Origin of the sequence: Actinoplanes rectilineatus, from assembly GCF_000962825.1 — a bacterium.
In the GTDB taxonomy this organism is placed as follows: Bacteria; Actinomycetota; Actinomycetes; order Mycobacteriales; family Micromonosporaceae; genus Actinoplanes; species Actinoplanes rectilineatus.
Genome location: NZ_JZKF01000035.1, coordinates 47935 through 71268 on the forward strand (window position 1 = coordinate 47935; position 23334 = coordinate 71268).

The window sequence follows — 23334 nt, forward strand, 5'->3', positions numbered from 1 at the left end:
CCCCGGGCAGAAGCCCTCCGGTCCGCCCGGGCCCTATCGTCTTGTCCGAACACGACGGAGGAGAGCGATGACGGAGGAGAGAGCGATGACGGACGCGCTGACCATCGGTGATCGGCTGACGAACACGCTGGCCCGGGTACGGGGACTGTCCAACGGCCCGATCAGCACCGGACACCTGCTGTACTCGGTGGCCTGCGACAAGGAGGCCGGCGCGCTGCTCGACGCGTTCGACATCACCCCGCGTGCTCTGCTCGCCGTCCTCCGCACGCCCGGCCGGATCTCCGCCGAACCGGGTGTCGGCCCGATCTGGGACCCGGAGACCGAGCGCAACGACGGCCCCTTCGACGGCTTCCCGACGGTCAAGGATGCGGTCGACCACGTGCTCGTGGTGTCGCACGCCTCGGACGCCGCCCTGCGCGCCGGCACCGGCGACAACCGGATGACGCTGCTCGCCGCGCTCCTCGAGGACCCGGCCGCGGACGCCTCCGCCCTGATCAGAGACTGCCGGGCCGATCCGGACCAGGTGCGCCGGGCGGTGCTCGGCGGCCGCATCCCGGAACTGCCGGACCGGCTGCCACCCGCGCTGCGCCCGGCCCGCGACGCACTGCTCGGCCGGATCCGGTACCGCGGCCGGGGCCTGCGCGACAAACTGCTGCTGTCCGTTTTCGCCCGCGAGGCCAACCACGCCGACCAGCCCGTGCTGTGGGCCCGGCTGGAGGCCGACGAGCGGGCCCGCGAGCAGCGCCGGTCGACCCGTACCGACGACCTCCTGCTCGCGCTGCTGGTCACGCATGAGGTGTTGGTCGCGTACCCGCACATGGCCGCCGCCTCCGCGGACCGCTTCGGCGGTGGCGCGGACCTCCTGGCCGAGGGTGTCGACCACGAGAAGGTCCGCGCGGTGACCGTCGGCGATCAGCCCGACGAGGTGCCGGCCGAGGACCTGCTGCGCCCCGGCCCGGACTGGCCGGAGAACACCCGCATCCTCCTCGAACGCCTGCGGGCCCACCCCGGCAACCGTTCCGCTCGCGTCCTCGCCGCGCTTCAGGCCTGAGCTTTCACCCTGCGCATCAGCCCCTCCAGATCCCGTTCCCCGGCGCGCGTCTGTACGCCCGCGACCACGGCGTCCGCCATCAGACGCTGCGTCGCGGGGCTGCTGATCAGCGCACCCCAGGCGGCCTCCTCCCGGGCGAACCCGGCGGTCAGATCCTCCGGCGGCAGGGTGCTCTTCACACCGTCGACCACCCCGTCCGGAAGGGCCGCGACGGCCCGGGCCACCCGGTCCACGTAGGCATCCAGCTCCGCCGCCGGCAGGGCCCGGTTGATCCACCCGTAGTCGGCCGCGGTCCGGGCGTCGAACAGGTCCCCGGTCAGCAGGATCTCCAGTGCCCGGCTGCGGCCCATGCGCCGACTCAGGTACTGGGTGCCGCCCCCGGCCGGGACGATGCCCATCAGCGCCTCGATCTGGCCCAGGCCCGCGGTCTCGGCCGCCGCGAACGTCATGTCCGCGGCGGCGACGAACTCGGCCCCGCCGCCGCGGGCGACCCCGGCCAGCTTGACGATCGTCACCTGCGGCTGGTGGCGCAGCAGCTCACCGACGGCCTGGAACACGTTCGCCCCGGCCGGCGCCGATGCGGCCAGCGCCCGCAGGTCGTCCATCTGTTCGGCGATGCCCATGTCCACGTGCGCGATGAAGAACTCCGGGTCCGCGCTCTCGAATACGATCACCCGGGTCGCCGGGTCGTCACGCAGCTCGTCCAGGGCGGTCCGCAGCTCCCGCATCATCGTCAGGCTCAGGGCGTTGACCGGCGGATTGTCCAGGACGATCGTGGCGACGCCGGCGTCGGTGGTCACCCGGAGAGTGGTGTAGGGCATGGTCGTACTCCGATCAGGTATTCGCAAGGCATGTAGGTTTGCTTTGCATACCTAGCCTGGGCGACGACGCCCGCACCGGCAAGAACGCACTTCAGGAGAACCAGGGATCATGAGGGATACCTACGGCCTCGGCGCGGCCGCCGCCGACACGGCCTTCAGCGCCGACTGCCCCAGCCGGCCCATCCTCGACCAGATCGCCGACAAATGGTCGATGATGGTGCTGGCGGTGCTCGAACGCCCGGCCCGGTTCAACGAGATCAAACGGCGCCTCGGCGGCGTCACCCAGCGCGTCCTCACCCAATCCCTGCGCCGCCTCGAACGCAACGGCATGATCGAACGCCGGGTGCTGCCGACCTCCCCGGTCGGCGTCGAATACTCGCTGACGCCGCTGGGGGAGTCCCTGCGCGAACCCTTCGGCCACCTCTACTCCTGGACGGTCCGCCACAGCGAGGAAATCCTGCGCCACCAGCAGGCCTTCGACGAACGACCCGGATGATCAGGCCGCCAACTCGTCCGGCAGCTCCACCGGCGCCGGCGAGTCCGGTGCGGCCAGCAGCACCGCGATCCGGTCACGCACCACCGCCACCACGTCGTCGAGGGCGACCACCGAGACCTCACCCGTCACCCGGTCCCGAACCTCCGCCGTGCCGTCGGCGACACCACGCTTGCCCAGCGTGATCCGCAACGGCAACCCGATCAGGTCGGCGTCCGCGAACTTCACCCCGGCCCGCTCCACCCGATCGTCGAACAGAACCTCCACCCCGGCCGCCCACAGATCGTCGTAGAACCGCCGCGCCAGCACCCCGGCCGCCGAATCCGCCGAATCCAGCAACACCAGCGACACGTGATACGGCGCGATCGCCGCCGGAAGCCGCAACCCCTTCTCGTCACGGTTCTCCTCGGCCGCGCAGGCCAGCAGCCGCCCCACGCCGATCCCGTAACAGCCCATCGTCAACGGCCGCCGCTCACCCGCCGCGTCCAGGAAGACCGCGTTGAGCGCGGACGAATAACGGGTGCCCAGCTTGAAGATGTTGCCCGCCTCCACCCCGCGGACCGTTCGCATCCCCTGCCCACACGACGGGCAGCCGTCGCCGGCCCGGGCCGCGGTGACATCCGCGACGATCCCGCCCGGAAAATCGCGCCCCGCATTCACGTTGAGCAGGTGAAAACCGGCCCGGTTCGCGCCCGAGACGAGACCGCCGGCCGCGGCGACCAGGTCGTCGACCAGGACCGTCGCGTTCCGGAGACCGATCGCCGACCCGTACCCCGCAACGGCTCCGATGCTCTGAATCTCGGCCTCGGTCATCGGCCGCAATGCGGACGCGCGCACCAGATTGGCCACCTTGGTCTCGTTGACCTCCCGGTCGCCGCGCACCACCACCGCCACGAACTCCACCGCGTCTTCGCGTTCGGCCGCCAGGAAGACCATTTTCGCGGTCTCCGCCGCCGTGACGCCCAGCAATGCGGTCAACTGATCGATCGTCGTCGTGCCCGGCGTGGCGACCTCCTCGATCTCGGCGATCGCGCCCGCCACCGGAACCGGCTCACGGAACGAGGCCACCTCACGATTCGCCGCGAAACCACAGCCGTCGCACAGCAGCAGGGTGTCCTCGCCGATCGGCGTCAGGTACATGAATTCGTGGGCCATGCTGCCGCCCATCATGCCCACGTCGGAGAGCACCGCCCGGACCGGAACCCCACAACGGCGAAAAATCCGGTGGTACGCACGGAACTGCTCGCGATACTGCTCCGCCAGCCCGTCCTCGTCGGCGGCGAAACTGTACGCGTCCTTCATGATGAACTCGCGCACCCGGATCAGCCCCGCCCGCGGCCGGGCATCATCGCGGAACTTCGTCTGCAGCTGGAACACCACACGCGGCAGATCCCGGTAGGAGGCGATCTCGGTCCGCGCGAGCGTCGTCGCCGCCTCCTCATGGGTCATCGCCAGCACCATGTCCCGGTCCCGCCGGTCCGTGAATCGGGCGAGCTCCGGCCCGATCTTGGCGTAGCGCCCGCTCTCCTTCCACAGGTCGGCCGGATTGACCACCGGCAGCGACACCTCCTGCCCGCCGATCTGCTCCATCTCGGCCCGCAGAATCGCCTCGATCTTGCGGATGGTGCGCCACCCGAACGGCAGATAGGAGAAGATCCCGGCGCCGACCTGGCGCACCATGGCCGCCCGCAGGAGAAGCTGATGCCCCTCCGACTCGGAGTGCCCCGGGGCGGTGTGCAACGTGCTGCCGAATGCCTTCGACATCCTCATGACTGAATCCCTTTGCGACGCGATCGGATGAGCGGCGTAAAGCCGGGACCACCCAGACGGCGCGGCGGAGATCAGCGTCGCGGAAGGGCTCCCGGCGGCATAGGTCGCGGACCCGGCATCACACCGCACATCGCAACCACCTCCCGCGTTCTCCCCATGAACTCTATCGGGGTGCGCATCCGATTTTTCCGGCGGCACCGCGGATCAGAACCGGACACCGCCGTGCCGGTAGCCGCCCACCGTATCCGCCGTCTTCGCGACCAGCGCCGCCCCCAGATCGACACCCAGGAACTCCGACAACTCCAACAGCCGGATCATGATGTCGGCCAGTTCCAAGCTCAGCGCGTCGTCCGGCCGCCGCGCCGCCGGGTCCAGATCCACCGCCCGGTCCCGGATCTCCTGCAGGGCCTCGGCCGCCTCACTCTGCAGCAGCGCCAGCCGGGCCGCCGCGAGATAGGCCCGCCCGCTGGGGTGCGCCGCCGCCACCTCGTCACTGCCGGAGAAGAGATCGATCTTCTTCGCGTACGCGTGAGCACCCCGCTGTGCCGCCGGAAGCAGCGCCGCCAGCGCCTCGATGTCCCGCAGAACGTCACCCATCAGTCTCGTCCCCGTTCCGTGCCGCCGAATTCCACCCTCCGAGTGTCCCGGAGGCTCCTGTCGAGGCCCGGAGGCAGGCGGCAGATCGTGGTCCCACGGCGTGGCGCGCGGGGGAGCGGTGGGACTTGGCGGGGGCGATTTCAACCTTTCAGGGGTCCTCCCGCAGTGGCGCCTTCGTGAAAGTCCGCCGCGAGGGCGAAGGCGGCGAACGGGTCGGCGCGGCCGGCCATGGTGTGACCGGCGCGGATGTACGAGCTGCGCTGCCGACGCCCGGAAAACGCAGACCGCCCCGCGTGACGGAAAGTCGCGCGGGGCGGTCGAGGCCGAGCTGTGGGACCGTGAGCCGAACCGCGGCGGGCCTGCTCACCGTCCCGGAAAGCCGGGCAGCGGGCCGAACCGCGAACGGGTCACCTCACCGTCCCGGAAAGCCGAACGGCGGCCCGCTGCGAAAGCCGGACCGCCGTTCCGCCGAGATGGATCAGAGCGGGCGGATGTTCTCCGCCTGCGGGCCCTTCTGGCCCTGGGTGATGTCGAACTCCACCCGCTGGTTCTCGTCGAGGCTGCGGTAGCCCGACGACTGGATCGCGGAGAAGTGGGCGAAGACGTCAGCGCCACCGTCGTCGGGGGTGATGAAGCCGAAGCCCTTGTCAGCGTTGAACCACTTCACGACACCTGTAGTCATGTCTGCTCCCTTGCAGGTGGGAGTCCGCACCGTGCGGACTCTCAGTGCTGCGTTGATGACCCGCGCCGGAACCGACACGCCAAACGAAAATAGCGCCAGGACGGGGTTTCAGATCACCCATCAGGCGCCAAGATCGTCCAAGGAAATCAAAACTGCAACGCAACGAAGATAGCACAGTCCGACGGTCCGTCACGACGATCAGGCACGAAGTTTTGCCGGGTCCCCCACCCGGTTGGAGATCGCCGCCAAGCCCAAGATCAACACCACTTCAGGGGTACGCGTGCGCGCGCCCGCGCCACCGACAGCAGTGCCCGGCCCGCGGCCCGCACGTCCCCACTTCAGCTGCTCCGGCAGGTCCGCCAGACACGTTTCGTGGTCAGGGTGCCGAAGCCCGTCCGCGTGGTGACTTCAGGCGCGCTGGACACCCGAATTCACCACACCCGTGGTGGGGTGTGGTGATTGCAGCCGCGCTGCGCGCACCAAGTCACCACGCCCGTGGTGGCGTGTGGTGATTACGGACGTGCTGGGCGCCTCACCACACGGACGCTGGCCGCGAAACGTGTTTTAGTCAGCCCCACTGCTCCGGCGGGGCGCCAGTTGCTCCAGGCGGGCTGCCGTTCGGTCCGGCAGGCCGCCGTTCAGTCCAGCTGCTCCAGGAGGGCCGACAGGGGCAGATCGGCGGCGCTGGTCAGCAGCACGTCCGCGGCGGTGAAGCGGTCCCGGTCCGCGTAGGCGTTCGGTACCGCCACGCACCGCAGCCCGGCCGCCTTCGCCGCGGCCACCCCGTGCGCGGTGTCCTCGAAAGCCACCGCCTCCTCCGCCGGCACCCCGAGCCGTCGCAACGCCAGCAGGTAGACCTCCGGATCCGGCTTGTGCGCGGCCGTCTCGTCCCCGGTGGCCAGCACCTCGAACCGCTCCCGCAGGCCGGCCTGTTCCAGCATCGCCCCGACGTGCGTGACCGGTGAACTGCTCGCCACCGCCAGCCGCAACCCCAACTCGGCGGCGTCCTCCAGCCAGGCGGTGACGCCCGGAGCCGGGTCGAGGGCCGCGTTCAGCCCGGCCCGGTAGTCCGACCTCCGCTGATGGCTGGCCTCCTGGTCGTAGGCGGCCCCGACCGCCGCCGCCAGATCCCGGTACCGCGCCTCGTTGACGTCCCCACCGTGGTCGGCGAAGAACGCGGCCGTGTCCAGCTCCAGCCCGTGCCGCCGCCACTCCCACTGCCAGCTCACCAACAGCGTCGTCTCGGTGTCCATCAGCAGTCCGTCGAAGTCGAAGAGCAGAGCTTTGATCGTCACCTCCACAGTCTCCCGTGCCGCCTCTCACCCCGGGGTGCCGGCAGCCCTGTCCTCTCGTTCCCCCGCTGCATTCCCCGGCCGTTCCTGGGGGTGCTCACGTGCATGCGGGACGACCGTGGGTGACGGCTGGGTGGTTCCGGCCGTTCCTGGGGGCGCCCACGTGCATGCGGGACGACCGTGGGCGACGGCCCGGGTGGTTCCGGCCGTCGGTGAGGGCTTCAGTGGGCACGTGGGGGAGCCGTGGGCGACGGCTGAGTGAACCCGGCCGTTGCTGAGGGTTCCCACACGGGTGTTGGACAGCTGTGGACGACGGCGGGTGGGGGAGAGAGGCGGCGGTTATCGCGCGGGGATGGTTCGGGACGAGCTGGTGCGGCTTCGGGCGGAGGCGGCGGCCGAGGCGGACACGTTGCGACGGGACCTGGAGGGGCTGTTCGCGGCTTCCCGGGACTCCAACGCCGACGACGAGCACGATCCGGAAGGTGCCACGATCGGGTTCGAGCGTGCCCAGCTCACGGCCCTGCTCCACGCCGCCCGGGAGCGGATCGGCGAGGTCGGCGAGGCGCAGCTGCGGGTGGACGCCGGGACCTACGGGATCTGTGAGAGGTGTGCCCAGCCGGTCGGTGCGGAGCGGCTCGCGATCCGGCCCTTCGCGCGTCACTGCATGAGCTGCGCATAGTTCACGGCCGCCCACCCATGTGGGGGTAGGCGCAGGACACGTTCCCCCGGCCGTCGTCCACGGTTCTCCCGCGTGCCTGTTGGAGCCGCCAATGACGGCCGGGGTCCGCCCGGCCGTCGTCCATGGCTCTCCCGCGTGCCTGTTGGAGCCCTCGGTGACGGCTGGGTCCGCTCGGCCGTCGTCCAGGGTTGCCCACGTGCGCCGTTCGAGCCCTGGGCGACGGCCGGGGTCGGTTCAGCCGTCGGGGACGGTTCGGCGAGGCGCCTGTTCGAGCCTTCGATGACGGCTGGGTTCGATCCGCCGCCGCCGCCGACGACGGGGGCGGGGTGAGGTGGGCCGGGGGGAGACGGGGGAGGTGGCGGCTTTAACCGGTTCCGCTCCGCCGTAAACGTGACTGTCCTCGCTCGAGGGTCATGCATCTGAGTTGATTGGTATTTCGATGGGCTGGGTACAGGAGGGTCGGCGGGAAATACCCGCCGGCGAAACGGAGCGAAGTCATGCTGGTTCTTGGACTTATTCTTCTGCTGCTGGGCTTCTTCCTGAAGATCTCGATCCTCTACACGATCGGCATCATTCTCCTGGTGATCGGCGCCGCACTGTGGATCCTCGGTGCGATCGGTCGTCCGGTCGGTGGTCGAAAAGTCTGGTTCTAAGCCTCTCCGGCGATGCTGAAAAGGGCGCTTCCGCTTCGTGCGGGCGCCCTTTCGCATGTTCGGAGGCGGTCACGGGCATTGGCAGGGATCATCGTCGGCGGTGCTCAGACGCGTACCCGGGAATGCGGTTTCGCGATCTTCACCAAGGAAGCGGCCCGGCCTCGTCCTGAAGGGTGCCGGTCGGACCGTCCGGGCCGAGGGTGGCGAGCCGGGCGACCACGCGGGCGCTCTGCTCGACCGCGCGGCCGATGCCGAAGGCCGCGGTCATGTCGGTGGCGGTGGCGCCCGGTTCGAGCGCGTTGAACCTGATGCCCGGGTTCGCCTTCGCGTATTGGACGGTCAGCATGGTGGCGGCCGCCTTCGACGCGGCGTAGAGCATGAGCGGCAGGCCGGACTCCGGCCGCTCCGGGTTGGTGACGGCCCAGAACGATCCCATGCTGCTGGAGACGGTGACGACCGCCGGGTCGGCGGACTTCCGCAGCAGGGGCAGTGCCGCCTCGGTGACCCGGACGACGCCGACCGCGTTGGTGTCGAACGCCGCCAGGGCCGCCGGTCCGTCGACGGGCCCTGCGGCGAGGATGCCGGCGTTGTTCACCAGGATGTCGAGGTGGTCCTCGCTGGCGTCGATCGTCGCCAGCGCGGCACTCACCGACGCGTCGTCGGTCACGTCGAGCTGCACGAATTTCGCACCCAGTTCGTCCGCGGCGGCCTGGCCCCGCGCGGTGTCCCGCGCACCGATGTAGACGGTGTGGCCCTGGGCGACGAGCTGCTTGGCGGTCTCGAACCCGATGCCCTTGTTGGCGCCGGTGATCAGGGTGACGGTCATGGCTCTCCCACTTTTGTACCGATCGGTTTCAGGTCACGATACCAGGTTTTGTACTGATCGGTTGGCGGGGGTAGGGCTACCCCTACCCCGGACTGGGTAGTAGGCGGGAGTGAATCGCCGGGCGCCGGGCGGCAGGCTCGGGGCATGACGACGAAATCGATGATCCCCGCGCTTGCCGTCACCGCAGCCCTGGTCGGCGCCACTGCGGGAGCGGCCGGTGCCACCGCCGCGACCAGCACCACCGACCCGATGCGCGACGCCGCCCGGCACGTGCTCGCCGCCGGCGCCCCCGGATACATGGCCCGGATCGACACCGGCCGCCGGGTGACCGTCACCGCCGCCGGAGTCGCCGACCGGGCCACCGGCCGCACCCTCAACGGCCGCGAACAGTTCGAGATCGGCAGCAACACCAAGACCTTCATGGCGGCGCTCACCCTGCAGCTCGTCGACCAGCGCAAAGTCGACCTGGACGCCTCCGTCGAGCGTTACCTGCCCGGTGTCGTGCCGAACGGCCGCGCCATCACCGTCCGGATGCTGCTCAACCACACCAGTGGGCTGTTCAACTACACGTCCGACCCGGACTTCTTCACGGACATGGAGAAGGACCCGCAGCGGGTCCTCACCTCGAAGGAACTCCTCGAGGTCGCCTTCCGCAACGACCCGACGTTCGCGCCCGGGGCCGGCTGGTCGTACTCGAACACCAACTACATCCTGACCGGCATGATCCTGGAGAAGCTGACCCGTACCAGCCTGCCCGACCTGGTCCAGCAGCGGATCGCCCGGCCGCTCGGACTGACCAAGACGTACTTCGCCGATCCGCGGGCCACCAGCACCGGCCGGGGGTACGCGCACGGCTACGCGGTCAGGTTCGCCGGCGGTGAGCCGGAGTACACCGACACCTCGTCCTGGCCGATCGGCGGCTGGGGCGGCGCCGCCGGAGCGATCATCTCCACCCAGGAGGACCTGGCGACGTTCTTCGCCGCCCTGATGCGCGGTGAACTGTTCTCCCAGCGTCAGCTCGCCCAGATGAAGACCACGGTTGAGATCCCGGAGTCCTTCGGCATGCCCGGCGGGTACGGCCTGGGCCTGTTCCGCAAGGACACCGCCTGTGGCACGGTGTGGGGCCACGGCGGCGACACGATGGGCCACCACAGCCTGGGCGTGGTGACCGCCGACGGTTCCCGCACCGCGGTCGGCGACGTCACCGCCGAGCCCGCCGACACCGGCGAGAACCCGGGCGTCAACCGTTACTACCGGGTCGTGATGGCCGCCGACGAGGTGGCCGTCTGCCGCATGCTGGGCAAGCCGGTCCCGGCCGAGGTGCTCGCCGCCCTGCACAGCTGATCTCTCCAGCACCATCGGGGGTGGCTCTGCGCCAGGCTCAAACCCATGCGTGGGTACGCCTGGCGCAGAGCCGTTGGTGCATCAGGGTGTCTCCTGCAGCGGCCACACCTCGACGACACCGTGCCCGACGGCACAGGGCGTATGCGACACGAGCTCGACGGCCTCCTCCAGCGTCGCCGCCTCGATGACGGCGAACCCCGCGACCGGTAGCGTCGACGACAGGAACGACCCGCTCTGCGACGTCACGTCACCGCCGTCGGGCCGTCGCACCTGCACCGGTCGCCCGGCGATCCCCATGACGGCCCCGTCTTCGAGCAGTCTTGCGTCATGGGCGTGCGCCGCGTCCCGTACCTCCGCGGCGGTGCTGTCGTACCCGGCCTGGTCCCCATATCCGATCGTCACGAACTTCGGCATCGTCAGCTTCTCCTCGTGCAGCGGGGAATGGCATCATCGTCACCCATCATTCCCCGAAGCGCCGTTGCGACACCTTGCGCGCATCTAGACACGTCTCGTCACAAGGGGTCCGCGTGGTGACTTGTGGCGTCTAGCGCGCCCGTATTCATCACACCACCAGGGGTGTGGTGATTTGGGGCGTCCAGCGCGCCCGTATTCATCACACCACCAGGGGTGTGGTGATTTGGGGCGTCCAGCGCGCCCGTAATCACCACACCGTCATGGGTGTGGTGACTTCGGGCGTGCGGCGCGCCCGAAGTCACCACACGGATGGGCTTCGCACCCTGACCACGACACGTGTCTAGTCGTGGGGGAGCCCGTCTTGATCACCATGCAGCTGACGAAAGGCGAGCAGGTCGGCCGCGTGCGGCAGCCGGATCGGTGGAGTCAGGTCCCGCATGGCAAGCAGTCCCACGATCGAGCCGCGACGCACGGCCGCGTCCACAGTCCGTTGGTCCTCAGGAGTCAACGCCTGCCAGGTCTGCCGGGCCCCGCAACTGCTGCAGAGCCCGCCGATGCGCTCGGCGTCCGCGACGGCACGCGGCGCCGTACAGCCGGGACAGGTGAAGTGAAACACGACCGGATCATGCGCCCGGCGAACCCGGCGAACCCGGCGAACCCGGCGAACCCGGCGAACCCGGCGAACCCGGCGAACCCGGCAGGGGAGGTCAGTCGGCGATGGTGGTCAGGTCGTCGAGGCCGGCGACCGTCAGCACCGGCGCGAGCAGGTCCGTGGCGACCAGGCGTAACGTCGCCACGTGCGGGTAGAGGACGGCCAGGCCCGCGCTGTCGATGTATTCCACGCCGGTCAGGTCCAGTGTCACCGGCCCGCCCGAAGCGTCCCGATGGGCGTCGGCCAGGGCCGCGGCGAGGGTGGCCGCGTTGCTCATGTCTATCTCGCCGACCGCGCTGAGCAGGATGTCGCCGGAGGGGCGGCGGCTGGTGGCGAAGGTCAGGGCAGCGTTCACGGCAGGATCCTCGCTTGCAGGCCGACGACGGTGCCGGCGGTGCTGGTGGTGACGGTGACTTCGTGCATCAACGCCCGCATCAGCTGCAGGCCGCGCCCTCGGTGCGCGTTGATCTCGGGTTGCGGGGTCTTCCAGCTGCCGCTGTCGATCACGGTGAGGCGCAGGTCGTCGCCGGTGGCGAAGGCGTGCAGGCGGATCAGGCCGGCGGCGCCGTGGCGGTGGCCGTGTTCGATGGCGTTCGCGCAGGCTTCGCCGGCGGCGACCAGCACGTTCTGGGCGGTGTGCCGGTCCACGCCCGCCTGTTTGAGCCATCCGCGCAGCGCCGACCGGACGGGGGCGAGACGGTCGGCGTCGGCGGTGAACTCCAGGGCCAGCGGGCCGGGCTGGCGGTAGAGCAGCAGCGCCACGTCGTCCTCGTAGCCGGCGGTCGGGGCCATCCGGTCCATCACGTCGCTGGCGAGTTCCTCCAGGGCGGTGGCGCGTCCCCGCTGGATGGTGGCGGCCACCCGGTCGATGCCGGCGTTCAGCGACTGGCGGCGGCGTTCCACCAGGCCGTCGGTGTAGAGCAGCAGCGTCGCCCGGGGCGGCATCGTGTAGCGGGCCTCCGGGCGACTGACGTCACCGCGTACCCCGAGAGGTCTGCCTCTGCCTTCGTCCAGAAGGTCGGTGGTGCCGTCGACGAGGGCGACGACGGCCGGTGGGTGTCCGGCGGTGGAGTACGCCAGTTCGCCGGTGACCGGGTCGAGGACGCCGCAGAAGACGGTGGCGCACATGGCGCCCGGGATCTGCGCGGCGAAACTGTCGAGGGCGGTCAGGGTCTGCGCCGGGTCGGTGTTCTGCAGCAGCAGGGCACGGCAGGCGCTGCGCAGCTGGCCCATCACGGTGGCGGCCTGCAGTCCGTGGCCGACGCAGTCGCCGACGACCAGGCCGATGCGCTCGTCGGGCAGGGCGACGGTGTCGTACCAGTCGCCGCCGACCTTCAGCGGCTGGGTGGCGGGCGCGTACCGCACGGCGAAACCGTCGGGCAGTTGGGCCGGGCCGAGGATGGCGCGTTGCAGGGCCAGCGCGGTCTCGCGCTGCTGGTCGATCTGGCGCAGCCGGTGCAGGCTCTGGTTGAGGTGCCCGGCGAGCAGCGCCAGCAGGGTCTGGTCGTGTTCGGTGAAGGGCCGGTTCTCGGCGAGTTCGATCCATAGCACCATGGCGCCGTCGGGGTGTTCGAGGGTGATGCCGGCCCCGCCGGGCTGGTCGGCGATCGGGGTGAGTACCGGCTGGTCGCGGGCGGTGGACAGGGCCTGGCGGCGGGCCGCGGGCAGGGTGTCCCAGCGCTGGAGGGTGTCGGTGGTGCTCAGCACCGGGGTGGGGGAGCCGTCGAAGACCGCCGCGTACACGTGCGTGGCCTGCCACAACTCCTGCAGGACGGGCAGCACCGTGTGCAGGGCGCCGGTGGTGCTCTCCGCCTGGGACAGCCGGACCGCCACCGCGGCCAGGGCACTCTCGCGCTGGACGGCGTAGTGTTCGGCGGTGACGTCGCGGAACGTGCCGACGATTGCCTTCGTGCCGGTGCCCGGGTCGGTGACCTGGCTGAACGTGGCCGCGACCCACAGGGTGTGCCCGTCGCGGTGGGTGACCGGGATGGTGTAGTCGCCGCGGGGCTGGTCGACCAGCAGGGCGAGGGCGTCGGCGACCTTCTGGTATCCGGCCGGGTCGGTGTCCGGGTCCGGCCACCACGGGTGCACCGGTGGGTACGGCAGGCCTTCCGGCCCGTACCCGAGGATGTCGGTGAACGTCGAGTTGATCTCGATGACCGTGCCGTCCTCGGCGCAGACGAAGAACGCCTCCTGCAGCGAGTCGATCAGCGCGGTACGCCACCGCGCATGATGGGTCCGCAGGCGCGACAGGGCGACGTTGGTCTGGACGCGGGCCAGCAGTTCCGCCGAGGAGAACGGTTTGACCAGGTAGTCGTCGGCACCGGCCTGCAGCCCCTCGATGGAGGCCTCCTGCCCGGCGCGGGCGGACAGCAGCAGCACCGGCACGCTCGCGGTCCGCGGGTCGGCGCGCAGCGCGGCGGCCAGGCGCAGACCGTCCAGACGCGGCATCATCACGTCGCTGATGATCAGGTCGGGGACGTCGGCGCGGGCGGCGTCCAGCGCGGCCTGCCCGTCGACGACGGCCTCCACCCGGTGGCCCTCGGACCGCAGCAGCCGCACCAGATAATCGCGCATGTCCGCGTTGTCGTCGGCGATCAGGACCCGGGCGACGACGCCGTCCACCAGCGGTGTCTCGTCGACCACGTCGCCGGGCAACCATCGCAGGGCTTCCTGGACGAAGGGCTGCGCCGCGTTCGAGATGACCGACGTGTCCGTACTCGATGTGCCGGAACTGAACGGCATCCGGATGGTGAACACCGTGCCCACACCCTCGGTGCTGGACGCCGTGATCACGCCGTCGTGCAGTTCGACCAGTTCCTTGACCAGCGCCAAGCCGATGCCACTGCCCTCGTTGGAGCGGGACCGGGCGCTCTCGATCCGGTGGAACCGTTCGAACAGGCGGGGCATCTCCGCGGCGGCGATGCCGATGCCGGTGTCCGCCACGGTGACCACCGCCGCGTCCGGGCCGGGCCGTACGGTGACGGTCAGGCCGCCGGTGAAGGTGAACTTCAGCGCGTTGCTGAGCAGGTTGAGGATCACCTTTTCCCACATGCCACGGTCGATGTCCACCGGGCGGTCCATCGGCGGGCAGTCGACGGTGAGGTGGAGTCCGGCGCGTTCCACCGCGCCCCGGAAGACACTCGCCAGTTCCGCGGTGGCGGCGGCCAGGTCGACCGGTTCGTAGTGGGCCTGCATCCGGCCGGCCTCGATGCGGGAGAAGTCGAGCAGCGTGGTGACCAGCCGGCCCATCCGCAGCCCGTTGCGGTGCACGACGTCGAGTTCCTCGCGTAGCTCCGGGCTGGTGTCCGGGCGGTCCAGCAGGTCCTGCACCGGACCCATGATCAACGTCAGTGGGGTACGGAACTCGTGGCTGATGTTGGAGAAGAAGGTGGTCTTGGCGCGGTCGAGTTCGGCCAGGTCCTCGGCCCGCCGCTGCTGCGCCGCATAGCTGCGGGCGCCGGCGATCCCGGCCGCCACGTGACCGGCGGCCAACTCGACGAAACCGCGGTACGCGTCGTCCAGGGCACGGAAACGGTTGAGGGCGGCGACCATGAACCCGTACGGCGTGCCGCCCTGTTGCAGCAGCGGTGTCACCAGTGCCTGCGTGGGCGGCTCGTCCCAGTCCCCGGTGGGCGGGCCGTCGGCGTCGTCCAGCGTCACCAGCACGGACTCCTGCCGAGCGAGCGCGTCCGCCGGCCAGGTCCCCTTCGCACCGGCGGTCAGCACCGCGGGGGCCAGGGCGTGCCCGGCCGGGATGCCGGTCGACGCGGCCAGCCGGGCGTCGTCGCCGTCGAACAGGTAGGTCAGCGTGAAGGGCAGGTCCTTGAGGTTGCGGCCCAGCTGTTCGGCGGAGAACGTCAGCATCTGCTGCTCGGTGCGGACCACACTGGGATCCGAACCGAGGTCGCGCAGCGTCGCCATCCGGCGTCCACCGATCACCCGTTCGGTGTCCTCGCTGACCACGCAGAGCATGCCGGTCACGGTGCCGGCGTCGTCGTGGAGCGGGCTGTAGGAGAAGGTGTGGTAGCTCTCCTCCCGGTACCCGGAGCGTTCCAGGAACAGCAGCAGGCCCTCGTCCCAGGTGGCCTCGCCGGTGGACAGCACGGTCCGGATGCGGGGGCCGATGTCGTGCCAGATCTCCGCCCACACCTCGTGCGCCGGCCGGCCCAGCGCCCACGGGTACTTCGAGCCCAGCGTGTCGCGACGGTAGGCGTCGTTGCAGAAGAACGTGAGGTCCGGACCGTAGGCGATCCACATGGCGAACCGCGACGACAGCATGATGCTGACCGCCGTGCGCAGGCTCTGCGGCCAGTCCTGCGGGGGGCCCAGCGGTGTCGTCCCCCACGGCACCGCGGCGAGGTCCCGGCCGACGTCGCCCCCGACGGCGAACACCTCGAACTGCCCGTCACTCATCGCCCGCACTCCCTGTTCCCGCATCGGCGGTCTTGAACGATACCCACCGCCCGACCCAGTGCCCCGTCCCGCGGTGCGTAATCAACGCAACGGGTCTCCCGGTGGTGGTCGCGCGAGGTGCCCGGGTCGCTCTCGGGACGTCTTTTCCGGCGTACGCGAAAAGCACGGTGACCGGAAAGGCCGGGCCGGACCACGCTGTCCCGTGGTCCGGCCCGGCCGTGCGATGCGCTGCTCAGGCGTGCTGGCGGTGCGATGCGCTGCTCAGGCGTGCTGGCGGTGCGGCAGGTGCAGTTCCACCGGCTCCGGCGGCAGGTCGTCGACGCCCGCGGCGACCGACTGCTCGTGGCGGCGGCGGGCCGACGGGACGGCGAGGGCGGCGCCGATCGCCAGGACGGCGACCCCGGAGCAGGTCCAGAAGGCGATGGTGAACGCGTCGTCGGTCGGTACGCCCTGCGGGCTGACGTTGGCGGTGATCAGTGCGGCGATGACCGCGGTGCCGATGCTGCTGCCGATCGTCCGGGCGATGGCGTTGACGCTGGTGGCCTGGCCGGTCTGGGTGGCCGGGACGGCCTCGATGATGGCGTTGGACATCGCGGCGAACGCGAGGCCGATGCCGGCGCCGGTCAGTGAACCGGAGAGCAGCAGCTGCCAGATCTGGTCGTGGGCGATGGCCGGGACCGCGAACGCGATCGTGACGAGTACCGCGCCGAGGACCATCGGCAGTTTCGGGCCGAACCTGCGGACCAGGGCGCCGGCGACCACACCGAACACGACCAGGCCGACGACGGTGGGCAGCAGGTAGAGCCCGATCTGCGAGACCGGCTTGCCGAAGCCGTAGCCGAGGGCGGCCGGCAGCTGCAGCAGCATCGGGATCACCAGGAAGGCGCCGAACATCGCGAAGCCCATGATCAGGCCGACCAGGTCGGTGGCCCACACCGTACGGTTGCGCATCAGGCGCATGTCGATCAGCGCCTCCTTGACCCGCAGTTCGATCAGCACGAACGCGAGCAGGCCGGCGGCGCCGAGGGCGAGCAGGCCGATCGTCTTCGCGTCGCCCCAGCCCCAGGACTGGCCCTTGCTGATGCCCATCAGCAGCGCGACGAGCGTGACCGACAGGGCGCCGGTGCCGACCCAGTCGAGCCGGCCGGGCGTGCGGACCGGCGACTCCTGCATGCCGAAGACCGCGCCGAACAGGGCGATCACGACGAGTACCAGCGGCATCCAGAACAGCCAGTGCCAGGACAGGTGCTCCACGATCGGCCCGGCGGCGACGATGCCGACGCCGGCCCCGATGCCGCTGATCGCCGACAGCACGGCGACCATGCCCGGGACCCGCTTGCGGGGCAGTTCGTCGCGGACCATGCCGAGCGACAGCGGCAGGATCGCGCCGGAGGCGCCCTGCAGCACGCGGGCGACGATGAGCACGGTCAGGTTCGGGGCGAGCGCGGCGACGAGCGTGCCGGCGGCCAGGATCGTCAGGACCCCGATGAGGACCCGGCGCTTGCCGACCATGTCGCCGAGCCGGCCGAGGACCGGGGTGAGCACCGACGCCGACAGCAGGTAGGCGGTGACCACCCAGCTGACGTCGGCGGTGCTCGCGCCGAGTTCGCGGCCGATGGTGGAGAGCGCCGGGGACACCAGCGACTGCAGCGTGGCGAAGGCGAGGCCGCCGAGTGCGAGGTAGAGCACGAGCATCCCGCCGCCCGGACGGTCGCCCGCGGCGGCCGCCTCGTGCTCCTGGGTCGTTTGAGTCATGGTTTCCTCGCGGCTAGATGTAAACGCTTGCTTACCTATTAGTCGGCAGCTCAGCCGTTAAGTCAACAATCGCTTACGTCACATCAGCGGCAAGTCAACATGTGTTTACCTGCTGTCACGCAGGCGCTAGCCTGCGCTGGTGACGCGCAACGCCAGCCAGACCCGCCACCGCCTGCTCGCGGTCGCCCGGCACCATTTCGCCCGTCAGGGGTACGCGACGACGACGGTGCGCGACATCGCGGACGGGGCCGGCGTCAACGTGGCGCTGATCAGCCGCTACTTCACGTCGAAGGAAGGCCTGTTCGAGGAGTGCCTGCGCACCACCGTCACGGACTTCAAGGCCGCGGCTCAGGGGATGGTCTTCACCGACGTGGCCGAGGCGCTGGCCCACCGCCTGACGTCCCCGACCGGCGACCCGGCCCTGCTGGAAGGCCTGTTGCTACTGATCCGCAGCTCCGGCGACGAGCGGGCCGACACCATGCGCCGGACCCTGCTGTGCGCGATGAGCAGCAGGCTGGCGGTCTCCGCGGGAGCCGCCGAACCGCCGGACACCGAGGCGCTGCTGCGGGCCCAGCTCGTCCTGGCGGCGGCACTGGGCATCGCGATGATGCGGGCCAACCTCGACCTCGAACCGCTGGCCACGGCGACCGAGGCCGAGATGCTCAACCCGCTGCACGCGCTGGTCGCGACGGTGATCCCTTAGATGTCGGCGGGCACGGCTGAGGCGTTGTAAGCCTCCTTGGCCGCGACCACGGCCGGCCGGACGTGCTCGGGGTCGACGCCACTGACGTTCAGCGGCGGGTGCAGGCGACGGACCAGGGTGGCCTCGACCGACGCCGGCTCCGCGTCCTGGGCCCAGGTCAGCCGCAGGTTCGCGAACATCCACGCGGTCAGCCGGTCCTCGTCGGCGGGAACCAGCACGACACGGTCGGTCCAGGTCGTCCGGTAACCCTCGGACACCAGCAGGCCGGCGAGCGTGCGGCGCAGCGTCGAACTGCCCGACCGCCGCAGGTGGTTGCGCAGGACCCGGCCGCGCAGGCTGGTCGCCCGGCCGAGGTAGAGCATCCGCAGCGACGGGACCTCCGGGTTCGGCGTCCCGGGCAGATCGGGGAAGACCGACGGGGCGGCCCACCACGCATACACGCCGCTGCCGCGGCCGATCCTCTTGACGGCGACGTCCAGGGCATACGGCGTGCCGGTCAGCAGGCGCAGCGCCTCCTCCGCCCGGGCGCGGGCGGGAGCGGTGTCGGCGAGTGGTGTCTCAGAACTTGTCATCGAGGCCATGGTAGGCCCCGGGTGTCGTGGACGGCCGCGCTCCTGTCGTAGGGGGCTGTTAGGTTGCCGCGATGCCGATCATCACGATCCTGGACGAGGCCACCACCGGGGCGCCGGCGCCCGGATGGGCCGGTGCGGCCGCGGGCCGGGACCCGGGTCACCTTCCTCAAGCTCGTCCGCTGGTGGGCGGCTGATGACGCCGGAGCGCACCCTGCGGCTGGTCACCGGCAGCCTGTCCCACCTGCGGAAGGTCTGGCCGGAGTACGAGGTGGACGACCAGGACCTGCGGGAGTTCACCGAGGTGGTGGGCCTGGTGTGCGGCTGGGCCCCGGCCGCGCAGCGACAGTCCCTGATCGACTCGCTGGCCGGCCGGGACCTGCTGCCCGAACAGCATCCGCTGCTGCCCCAGGCGGTCCGGCAGGCGGAACAGGTCGTCGCCACCGTCACGGTGCTGGAGAGCGCCGACGCGGATCACGAGCAGCGGCTGGCCGCGGCACGCGAGGTGGTCGCCGGGTTGCGGGACCGGACGTCGGTGGGTCTCCACGGCCCGGACAGCGACGACTGGACGTCCGCCGTCGACGAGATGTGGGAGCGTGCGCTCCCGGTGCTCTGCGCGCAGCCGGCGCCGGTACGGCAGGCGCTGTTCGACGAGTGGACCGACACCGACGACCACAGCTCCCGGTCGCCGCGACGTTTCGCCGGGCGGCTGCTGGCAGCCGGCGGACTGGACACGCGGGACTGGCTGGACCGGGTGGGCGTCTTCTACCGCCTGTACCTCGAGGACTGGGCCTGGGAGCACATCGCCGCCGAACACCGGGCCGGCCGGTCCGCCCCCGGAGCGCTCGCCCTCTGGCGCCGGATGCGGTTCGAGATGTGGCACCTCGACGAGGACGTCGACGACACGTTCTGGCCGGTGCCGAACCCGGGCGAGCCGTGGGCCGACCGGGCCGCCACCGAGATCGAGGCGATGCCCGCGGACCGGCGGGCCGCGTGGCACGCGCTGCTCGTCCACTGCGTGCCGGTCCGCGACCAGGCCCGGCCGTCCGCGGCCTGGGCCCGGCAGGCGGGGCCGCTGCTCGCCGCGGTCGGCGCCGAGGAGTTCGCCACCCGCGTCGACGGCTGGCTGTCGCTGGTGGGGGCGCCTCGCAGCCGTCCGGCGTACACCGTCGGGCACACCTACGAGGGCTACCACCTGGTGGCCGTCCCGGCACGGCTGCCGGACCGGCACAACGTGCGGCTGCTGTCCGGTCTGCTGTGGGCGCGGGTGCTCTGCCCGCCGTCGCAGGACCTGCTCCGGCACGTCGGCCAGATCGCCGAACGGGCCACCCGCAAGGTTCCCGGGCACGGGCCGGCCAGCCCGAAACTGGCGAACGCGGCCGTCGCGGTCCTGGTGGAGACCGAGCACCCCGCCGCGGTCGCACAACTGGCCCGGTTGGCGTCGCGGCTGACGTACAAGAGCACCCTGAAGATCGTCGAGAAGGGCCTGGACGCGCGCGCCACGGCCCAGGGGATCGCCCGCGAGGACGTCGAGGAGATGGCCCTTCCGGGGTACGGGCTGCCGCTCACCGACAAACTCGGCGACTACAGCTACGACGTCCGGATCGACGGCGTGGACGCGACGGTGACCTGGCACAACCCGGCCGGTAAGCCGGTGAAGGCCCCGTCGGCGCAGATCCGGGCGGACCACGCGGAGGAGCTGAAGGACCTCAAGACGACGGTCAAGGACATCGGCGCGACACTGATCGCCACCCGGGACCGGCTGGACGGGCTGCTGCGACGGGACCGGGAATGGACCGGGGCCCAGTGGCGGGAACGCTTTCTGGAGCACCCTCTGGCGCGTACCCTCGCCAGGCGGTTGATCTGGAACGTCGACGGCGTCGCCGTGTGCTGGGCCGAGAACGCGCTGCGCACCGTGGACGACACGGTGGTGGACTTCGCCTCCTTCGCGGACGATGTGGTCGTGCGGCTGTGGCATCCGGTGACGTCGCCGTCGGCGGGACAGTGGCGGGAGTTCCTGGCGCGGCACCGGATCACCCAGCCGTTCAAGCAGGCACACCGCGAGCGATACCTGCTCACCGATGCGGAACGGGCCACCGGCACCTACTCCAACCGGTTCGCCGCGCACATCGTCCGCCAGCACCGCCTGAACGCGCTGCTGGCCCGGCGCGGCTGGTCCTACTCGCAGATGCGCAACGACCCCTACACGCAGGACCCGCCGCGCCTGCACCTGCCGGACCGCGAACTGACGGTCGAACTGTCGGTCGCCGGCATCGACGCCGGCGACGACGAGATGGTGTGGGACACCATGGCCACCGACCAGCTGCGGTTCCTCGGGGCGGGCGGCGTGCCCGTGCCGCTGGCGGAGATCCCACCCGTCCTGCTGAGCGAGGTCATGCGCGACGCCGACCTGTTCGTGGCGGTGGCCGGCGTCGGCAGCGACCCGACCTGGTTCGACGGCGGTCCGCACGGCCGGTTCCGCGACTACTGGTCACGGGCGAGCTTCGGCGACCTCACCCCGTCCGGCGACACCCGCCGGGAGGTGCTGTCCGGCCTGATCCCGCGCCTGGCGGTCGCGGACCGCTGCACTCTCGGCGAGAAGTTCCTGGAGGTACGCGGTGACCTGCACACCTACCGCATCCACTACGGCTCGGGGAACATCCTGATCGCCCCGGACGACCGGTACCTGTGCATCATTCCGGAGTCGGCGGCGCGGGCCGCCGAACCGGACGTGTACCTGCCGTTCGAGGGTGACAGCCGGCTCTCCGAGATCATCAGCAAGGTGTTGCTGCTGGCCGCCGACACGAAGATCAAGGACCCGGTGATCCTGCACCAGTTGTGACCGCCCGGTTGTCCACTGCCCGGTTGTTCATCGCCCGGTTGTTCATTGCCCGGTTGTTCACTGCCCGGTTGTTCATCGCCCGGGGGCGAAGGTGCGGCGGTAGTCGGTGGGGGTCGTGCCGGTGGCGAGGCGGAAGTGGTGGCGGAAGTTCGCCGGGCTGCCCAGGCCACACGCCCGGCCGATGTGGTCGATGCCGGCGTCGGTCGTCTCGAGCAACTCCCGGGCCCGGCCGATGCGGGCGGCGGTGAGCCACCTGATCGGGCTGGTGCCGAGCTGCGTGGCGAAGACGCGGGCGAACGTCCGCTCGGACACCGCGGCGTGGGCGGCCATCGCGGCGACCGTCAGCGGGCTGTCCAGACGCTGCAGAGCCCAGTCCATCGTGGCGCTCAACACGCTGCGGTCGGGCGGGGCGGCCGGGCGTGTCACGTACTGCGCCTGGCCGCCCTCGCGGTGCGGCGCGGCGACGATGCCCCGGGCGACCCGGGTGGCGACCGCCGCGCCGCAGTCCCGGCGCAGCAGGTGCAGGCAGAGGTCGATGCCGCTGGCCACGCCCGCCGAGGTGATCAGTGAGCCGGTGTCCACGTAGAGCACACTCGGGTCCACCTCGATGTCCGGATGGCGGCGGGCCAACTCGTCGGTGAACTGCCAGTGCGTCGTCGCCCGCCGGCCGTCCAGCAGACCGGTGGCGGCCAGGGCGAACGCGCCCGTGCAGATCGAGGCGAGCCGCGCGCCCCGGCGATGCGCCTCCCGGAGCGCGGCGATCACATCGTCCGGGGTGTCCTCGCTGAAGCAGTCGAACGCCGGCACGATCACCGTGTCCGCGGCGACCAGCGCGTCCAGGCCGTGCGGGGCGGTGACCGACCAGCCGTTGACCGTCGGGACCGGGCCGGCGGCGCGACCGCACAGGATGACGTCGTAGCGGCGCTCGTGCAGGCCGAACGTCTGGAACGGCATGCCGAGCTCCATCGGCTGCACCCGGTCGAGGGCCAGCACCGCGACACGATGCCGGGGATGCGTCGAATCGGTCATGGCGGGATTTTATCGAGCAGGGGCAATCCTGCTACTCGTCCGGGCCGGGGCCGCCGCTCGAGGATGAGGACATGAGCGAAACGCAGCCGTACCGCATCACCGTCCTGGTCTTCGACGGCGTCGAGGAACTGGACTTCACCGGCCCGTGGGAGACCCTCCGGATCTGGCAGACGGCGACGACCCGTGACGTGCACGTCCGCACCGCCAGCCCGGACGGGGCACCGGTGCGCTGCGCGCTGGGGCTGACGATCACCCCGGACGGCGCCCTCGACGACGAGCCGCTGCCCGACCTGATCGTGCAGCCGGGCGGCATGGGCGTCGAAGCGCTCCGCGGCGACCAGGCCCACCTGGACCGGATGCGAGCACTCGCCGCCCGCGGCACGATCATGACGTCGGTCTGCAACGGCGCGATGGTCCTAGCCGCGGCGGGCGTGCTGGACGGGCGGCCCGCCACCACCCACTGGCTGGCCCTGGACGACCTCGAGAAACAGCATCCGGAGGTGGACGTGGTCCGCGGGCAGCGCTGGGTCGACGCCGGCCAGGTGGTGACCAGCGCGGGCATCACCGCCGGCATCGACATGGCGCTGCATCTCATCGAACGGTTCGAGAGCGTCGCGATGGCGCGTGCGGTGGCCGGCATCCTCGAACACCCGTGGGATCCCGAGGTGTCCGGCACCGCGGCCACCAGCCCGGAGAACATGCGCGAGGCCCTCGCCACCATCGTCCCGCTGATGAACGCGAACTGA

The 23334-nt window shown here is 70.9% G+C and carries 22 protein-coding genes; 9 read left to right on the plus strand and 13 right to left on the minus strand.

Translation table 11 applies throughout. The features are described 5' to 3' along the window. The first annotated feature begins 67 nt into the window (after positions 1–67). Positions 68–1051, plus strand: a complete 984-nt coding sequence (locus tag WH85_RS25005; RefSeq protein WP_157411204.1) for a Clp protease N-terminal domain-containing protein — start codon at positions 68–70, stop codon at positions 1049–1051. Here WH85_RS25005 and WH85_RS25010 read toward each other — a convergent pair. Beyond that, on the minus strand, positions 1042–1872 hold the full coding sequence (locus tag WH85_RS25010; RefSeq protein WP_045744432.1) for an enoyl-CoA hydratase/isomerase family protein: 831 nt from the start codon (positions 1870–1872) through the stop codon (positions 1042–1044). The two genes, WH85_RS25005 and WH85_RS25010, sit on opposite strands and share 10 nt — an antisense overlap. A gap of 109 nt (positions 1873–1981) precedes the next feature. On the opposite strand from WH85_RS25010, the gene WH85_RS25015 reads away from it, so the two are divergent. After that, positions 1982–2368 (plus strand): winged helix-turn-helix transcriptional regulator, encoded by a 387-nt coding sequence (locus tag WH85_RS25015; RefSeq protein ID WP_045744433.1) that lies wholly within the window; start codon positions 1982–1984, stop codon positions 2366–2368. On the opposite strand, the gene WH85_RS25020 is transcribed toward WH85_RS25015, so the two are convergent. From WH85_RS25020 to WH85_RS25035, 4 genes are all read right to left on the minus strand, one after another. After that, positions 2369–4129 carry a proline--tRNA ligase gene (locus WH85_RS25020; protein WP_045744434.1) on the minus strand — a complete coding sequence of 587 codons (1761 nt, stop codon included), beginning with the start codon at positions 4127–4129 and terminating at the stop codon, positions 2369–2371. It abuts the gene before it with no gap. A gap of 210 nt (positions 4130–4339) precedes the next feature. Further along, positions 4340–4732 (minus strand): hypothetical protein, encoded by a 393-nt coding sequence (locus WH85_RS25025; RefSeq protein WP_052720779.1) that lies wholly within the window; start codon positions 4730–4732, stop codon positions 4340–4342. Positions 4733–5210: 478 nt separating this feature from the next. Beyond that, the gene (cspE, locus tag WH85_RS25030) at positions 5211–5414 is read right to left on the minus strand and encodes a transcription antiterminator/RNA stability regulator CspE (RefSeq protein WP_045744435.1); all 204 of its coding nucleotides are present in this window, start codon (positions 5412–5414) and stop codon (positions 5211–5213) included. 638 nt (positions 5415–6052) lie between these two features. Further along, a complete protein-coding gene (locus tag WH85_RS25035; protein ID WP_052720783.1) occupies positions 6053–6709 on the minus strand; it encodes an HAD family hydrolase in 657 nt (218 codons plus the stop codon). A gap of 349 nt (positions 6710–7058) precedes the next feature. Here WH85_RS25035 and WH85_RS25040 point away from each other — a divergent pair, with 349 nt between their 5' ends. Then, on the plus strand, positions 7059–7385 hold the full coding sequence (locus WH85_RS25040; RefSeq protein ID WP_045744469.1) for a TraR/DksA family transcriptional regulator: 327 nt from the start codon (positions 7059–7061) through the stop codon (positions 7383–7385). Between the two features lie 497 nt (positions 7386–7882). Then, entirely contained in the window at positions 7883–8038 is a 156-nt protein-coding gene (locus tag WH85_RS51700; RefSeq protein ID WP_169792486.1) for a hypothetical protein, read from the plus strand. 139 nt (positions 8039–8177) lie between these two features. Here WH85_RS51700 and WH85_RS25045 read toward each other — a convergent pair whose 3' ends face one another. Continuing rightward, positions 8178–8864, minus strand: a complete 687-nt coding sequence (locus WH85_RS25045; protein WP_045744436.1) for an SDR family NAD(P)-dependent oxidoreductase — start codon at positions 8862–8864, stop codon at positions 8178–8180. Positions 8865–9008: 144 nt separating this feature from the next. On the opposite strand from WH85_RS25045, the gene WH85_RS25050 reads away from it, so the two are divergent. Continuing rightward, the gene (locus tag WH85_RS25050; RefSeq protein WP_045744437.1) at positions 9009–10208 is read left to right on the plus strand and encodes a serine hydrolase domain-containing protein; all 1200 of its coding nucleotides are present in this window, start codon (positions 9009–9011) and stop codon (positions 10206–10208) included. Between the two features lie 81 nt (positions 10209–10289). Here the strand turns inward: WH85_RS25050 and WH85_RS25055 are convergent, their stop codons facing one another. From WH85_RS25055 to WH85_RS25075, 5 genes are all read right to left on the minus strand, one after another. After that, the gene (locus WH85_RS25055) at positions 10290–10622 is read right to left on the minus strand and encodes a YciI family protein (RefSeq protein ID WP_045744438.1); all 333 of its coding nucleotides are present in this window, start codon (positions 10620–10622) and stop codon (positions 10290–10292) included. Positions 10623–10962: 340 nt separating this feature from the next. Continuing rightward, complete coding sequence (locus WH85_RS25060) at positions 10963–11238, minus strand: hypothetical protein (RefSeq protein WP_045744439.1); 276 nt, start codon at positions 11236–11238, stop codon at positions 10963–10965. Between the two features lie 91 nt (positions 11239–11329). Next, positions 11330–11629: an STAS domain-containing protein gene (locus WH85_RS25065; protein WP_045744440.1), complete on the minus strand. Its 300-nt coding sequence runs from the start codon at positions 11627–11629 to the stop codon at positions 11330–11332. Next, the gene (locus WH85_RS25070; protein ID WP_045744441.1) at positions 11626–15690 is read right to left on the minus strand and encodes a SpoIIE family protein phosphatase; all 4065 of its coding nucleotides are present in this window, start codon (positions 15688–15690) and stop codon (positions 11626–11628) included. Before WH85_RS25070 ends, WH85_RS25065 begins: the two co-directional genes overlap by 4 nt. A 261-nt stretch (positions 15691–15951) precedes the next feature. Further along, the gene (locus WH85_RS25075; RefSeq protein WP_083449244.1) at positions 15952–17445 is read right to left on the minus strand and encodes an MFS transporter; all 1494 of its coding nucleotides are present in this window, start codon (positions 17443–17445) and stop codon (positions 15952–15954) included. A gap of 139 nt (positions 17446–17584) precedes the next feature. On the opposite strand from WH85_RS25075, the gene WH85_RS25080 reads away from it, so the two are divergent. Beyond that, entirely contained in the window at positions 17585–18148 is a 564-nt protein-coding gene (locus WH85_RS25080) for a TetR/AcrR family transcriptional regulator (RefSeq protein ID WP_245674081.1), read from the plus strand. On the opposite strand, the gene WH85_RS25085 is transcribed toward WH85_RS25080, so the two are convergent. Beyond that, positions 18145–18720: a GIY-YIG nuclease family protein gene (locus WH85_RS25085; RefSeq protein WP_083449248.1), complete on the minus strand. Its 576-nt coding sequence runs from the start codon at positions 18718–18720 to the stop codon at positions 18145–18147. The two genes, WH85_RS25080 and WH85_RS25085, sit on opposite strands and share 4 nt — an antisense overlap. Before the next feature lie 71 nt (positions 18721–18791). Between WH85_RS25085 and WH85_RS53805 the strand changes: the two genes are divergently transcribed. Together WH85_RS53805 and WH85_RS25090 are read left to right on the plus strand one after the other, a co-directional pair. Next, on the plus strand, positions 18792–18914 hold the full coding sequence (locus WH85_RS53805) for a hypothetical protein (RefSeq protein WP_281179080.1): 123 nt from the start codon (positions 18792–18794) through the stop codon (positions 18912–18914). Then, the gene (locus tag WH85_RS25090; protein ID WP_045744443.1) at positions 18914–21559 is read left to right on the plus strand and encodes a DUF4132 domain-containing protein; all 2646 of its coding nucleotides are present in this window, start codon (positions 18914–18916) and stop codon (positions 21557–21559) included. Before WH85_RS53805 ends, WH85_RS25090 begins: the two co-directional genes overlap by 1 nt. 72 nt (positions 21560–21631) lie before the next feature. Here the strand turns inward: WH85_RS25090 and WH85_RS25095 are convergent, their stop codons facing one another. Further along, positions 21632–22588 carry a GlxA family transcriptional regulator gene (locus WH85_RS25095; protein WP_045744444.1) on the minus strand — a complete coding sequence of 319 codons (957 nt, stop codon included), beginning with the start codon at positions 22586–22588 and terminating at the stop codon, positions 21632–21634. Positions 22589–22659: 71 nt separating this feature from the next. On the opposite strand from WH85_RS25095, the gene WH85_RS25100 reads away from it, so the two are divergent. After that, positions 22660–23334: a DJ-1/PfpI family protein gene (locus WH85_RS25100; RefSeq protein ID WP_045744445.1), complete on the plus strand. Its 675-nt coding sequence runs from the start codon at positions 22660–22662 to the stop codon at positions 23332–23334.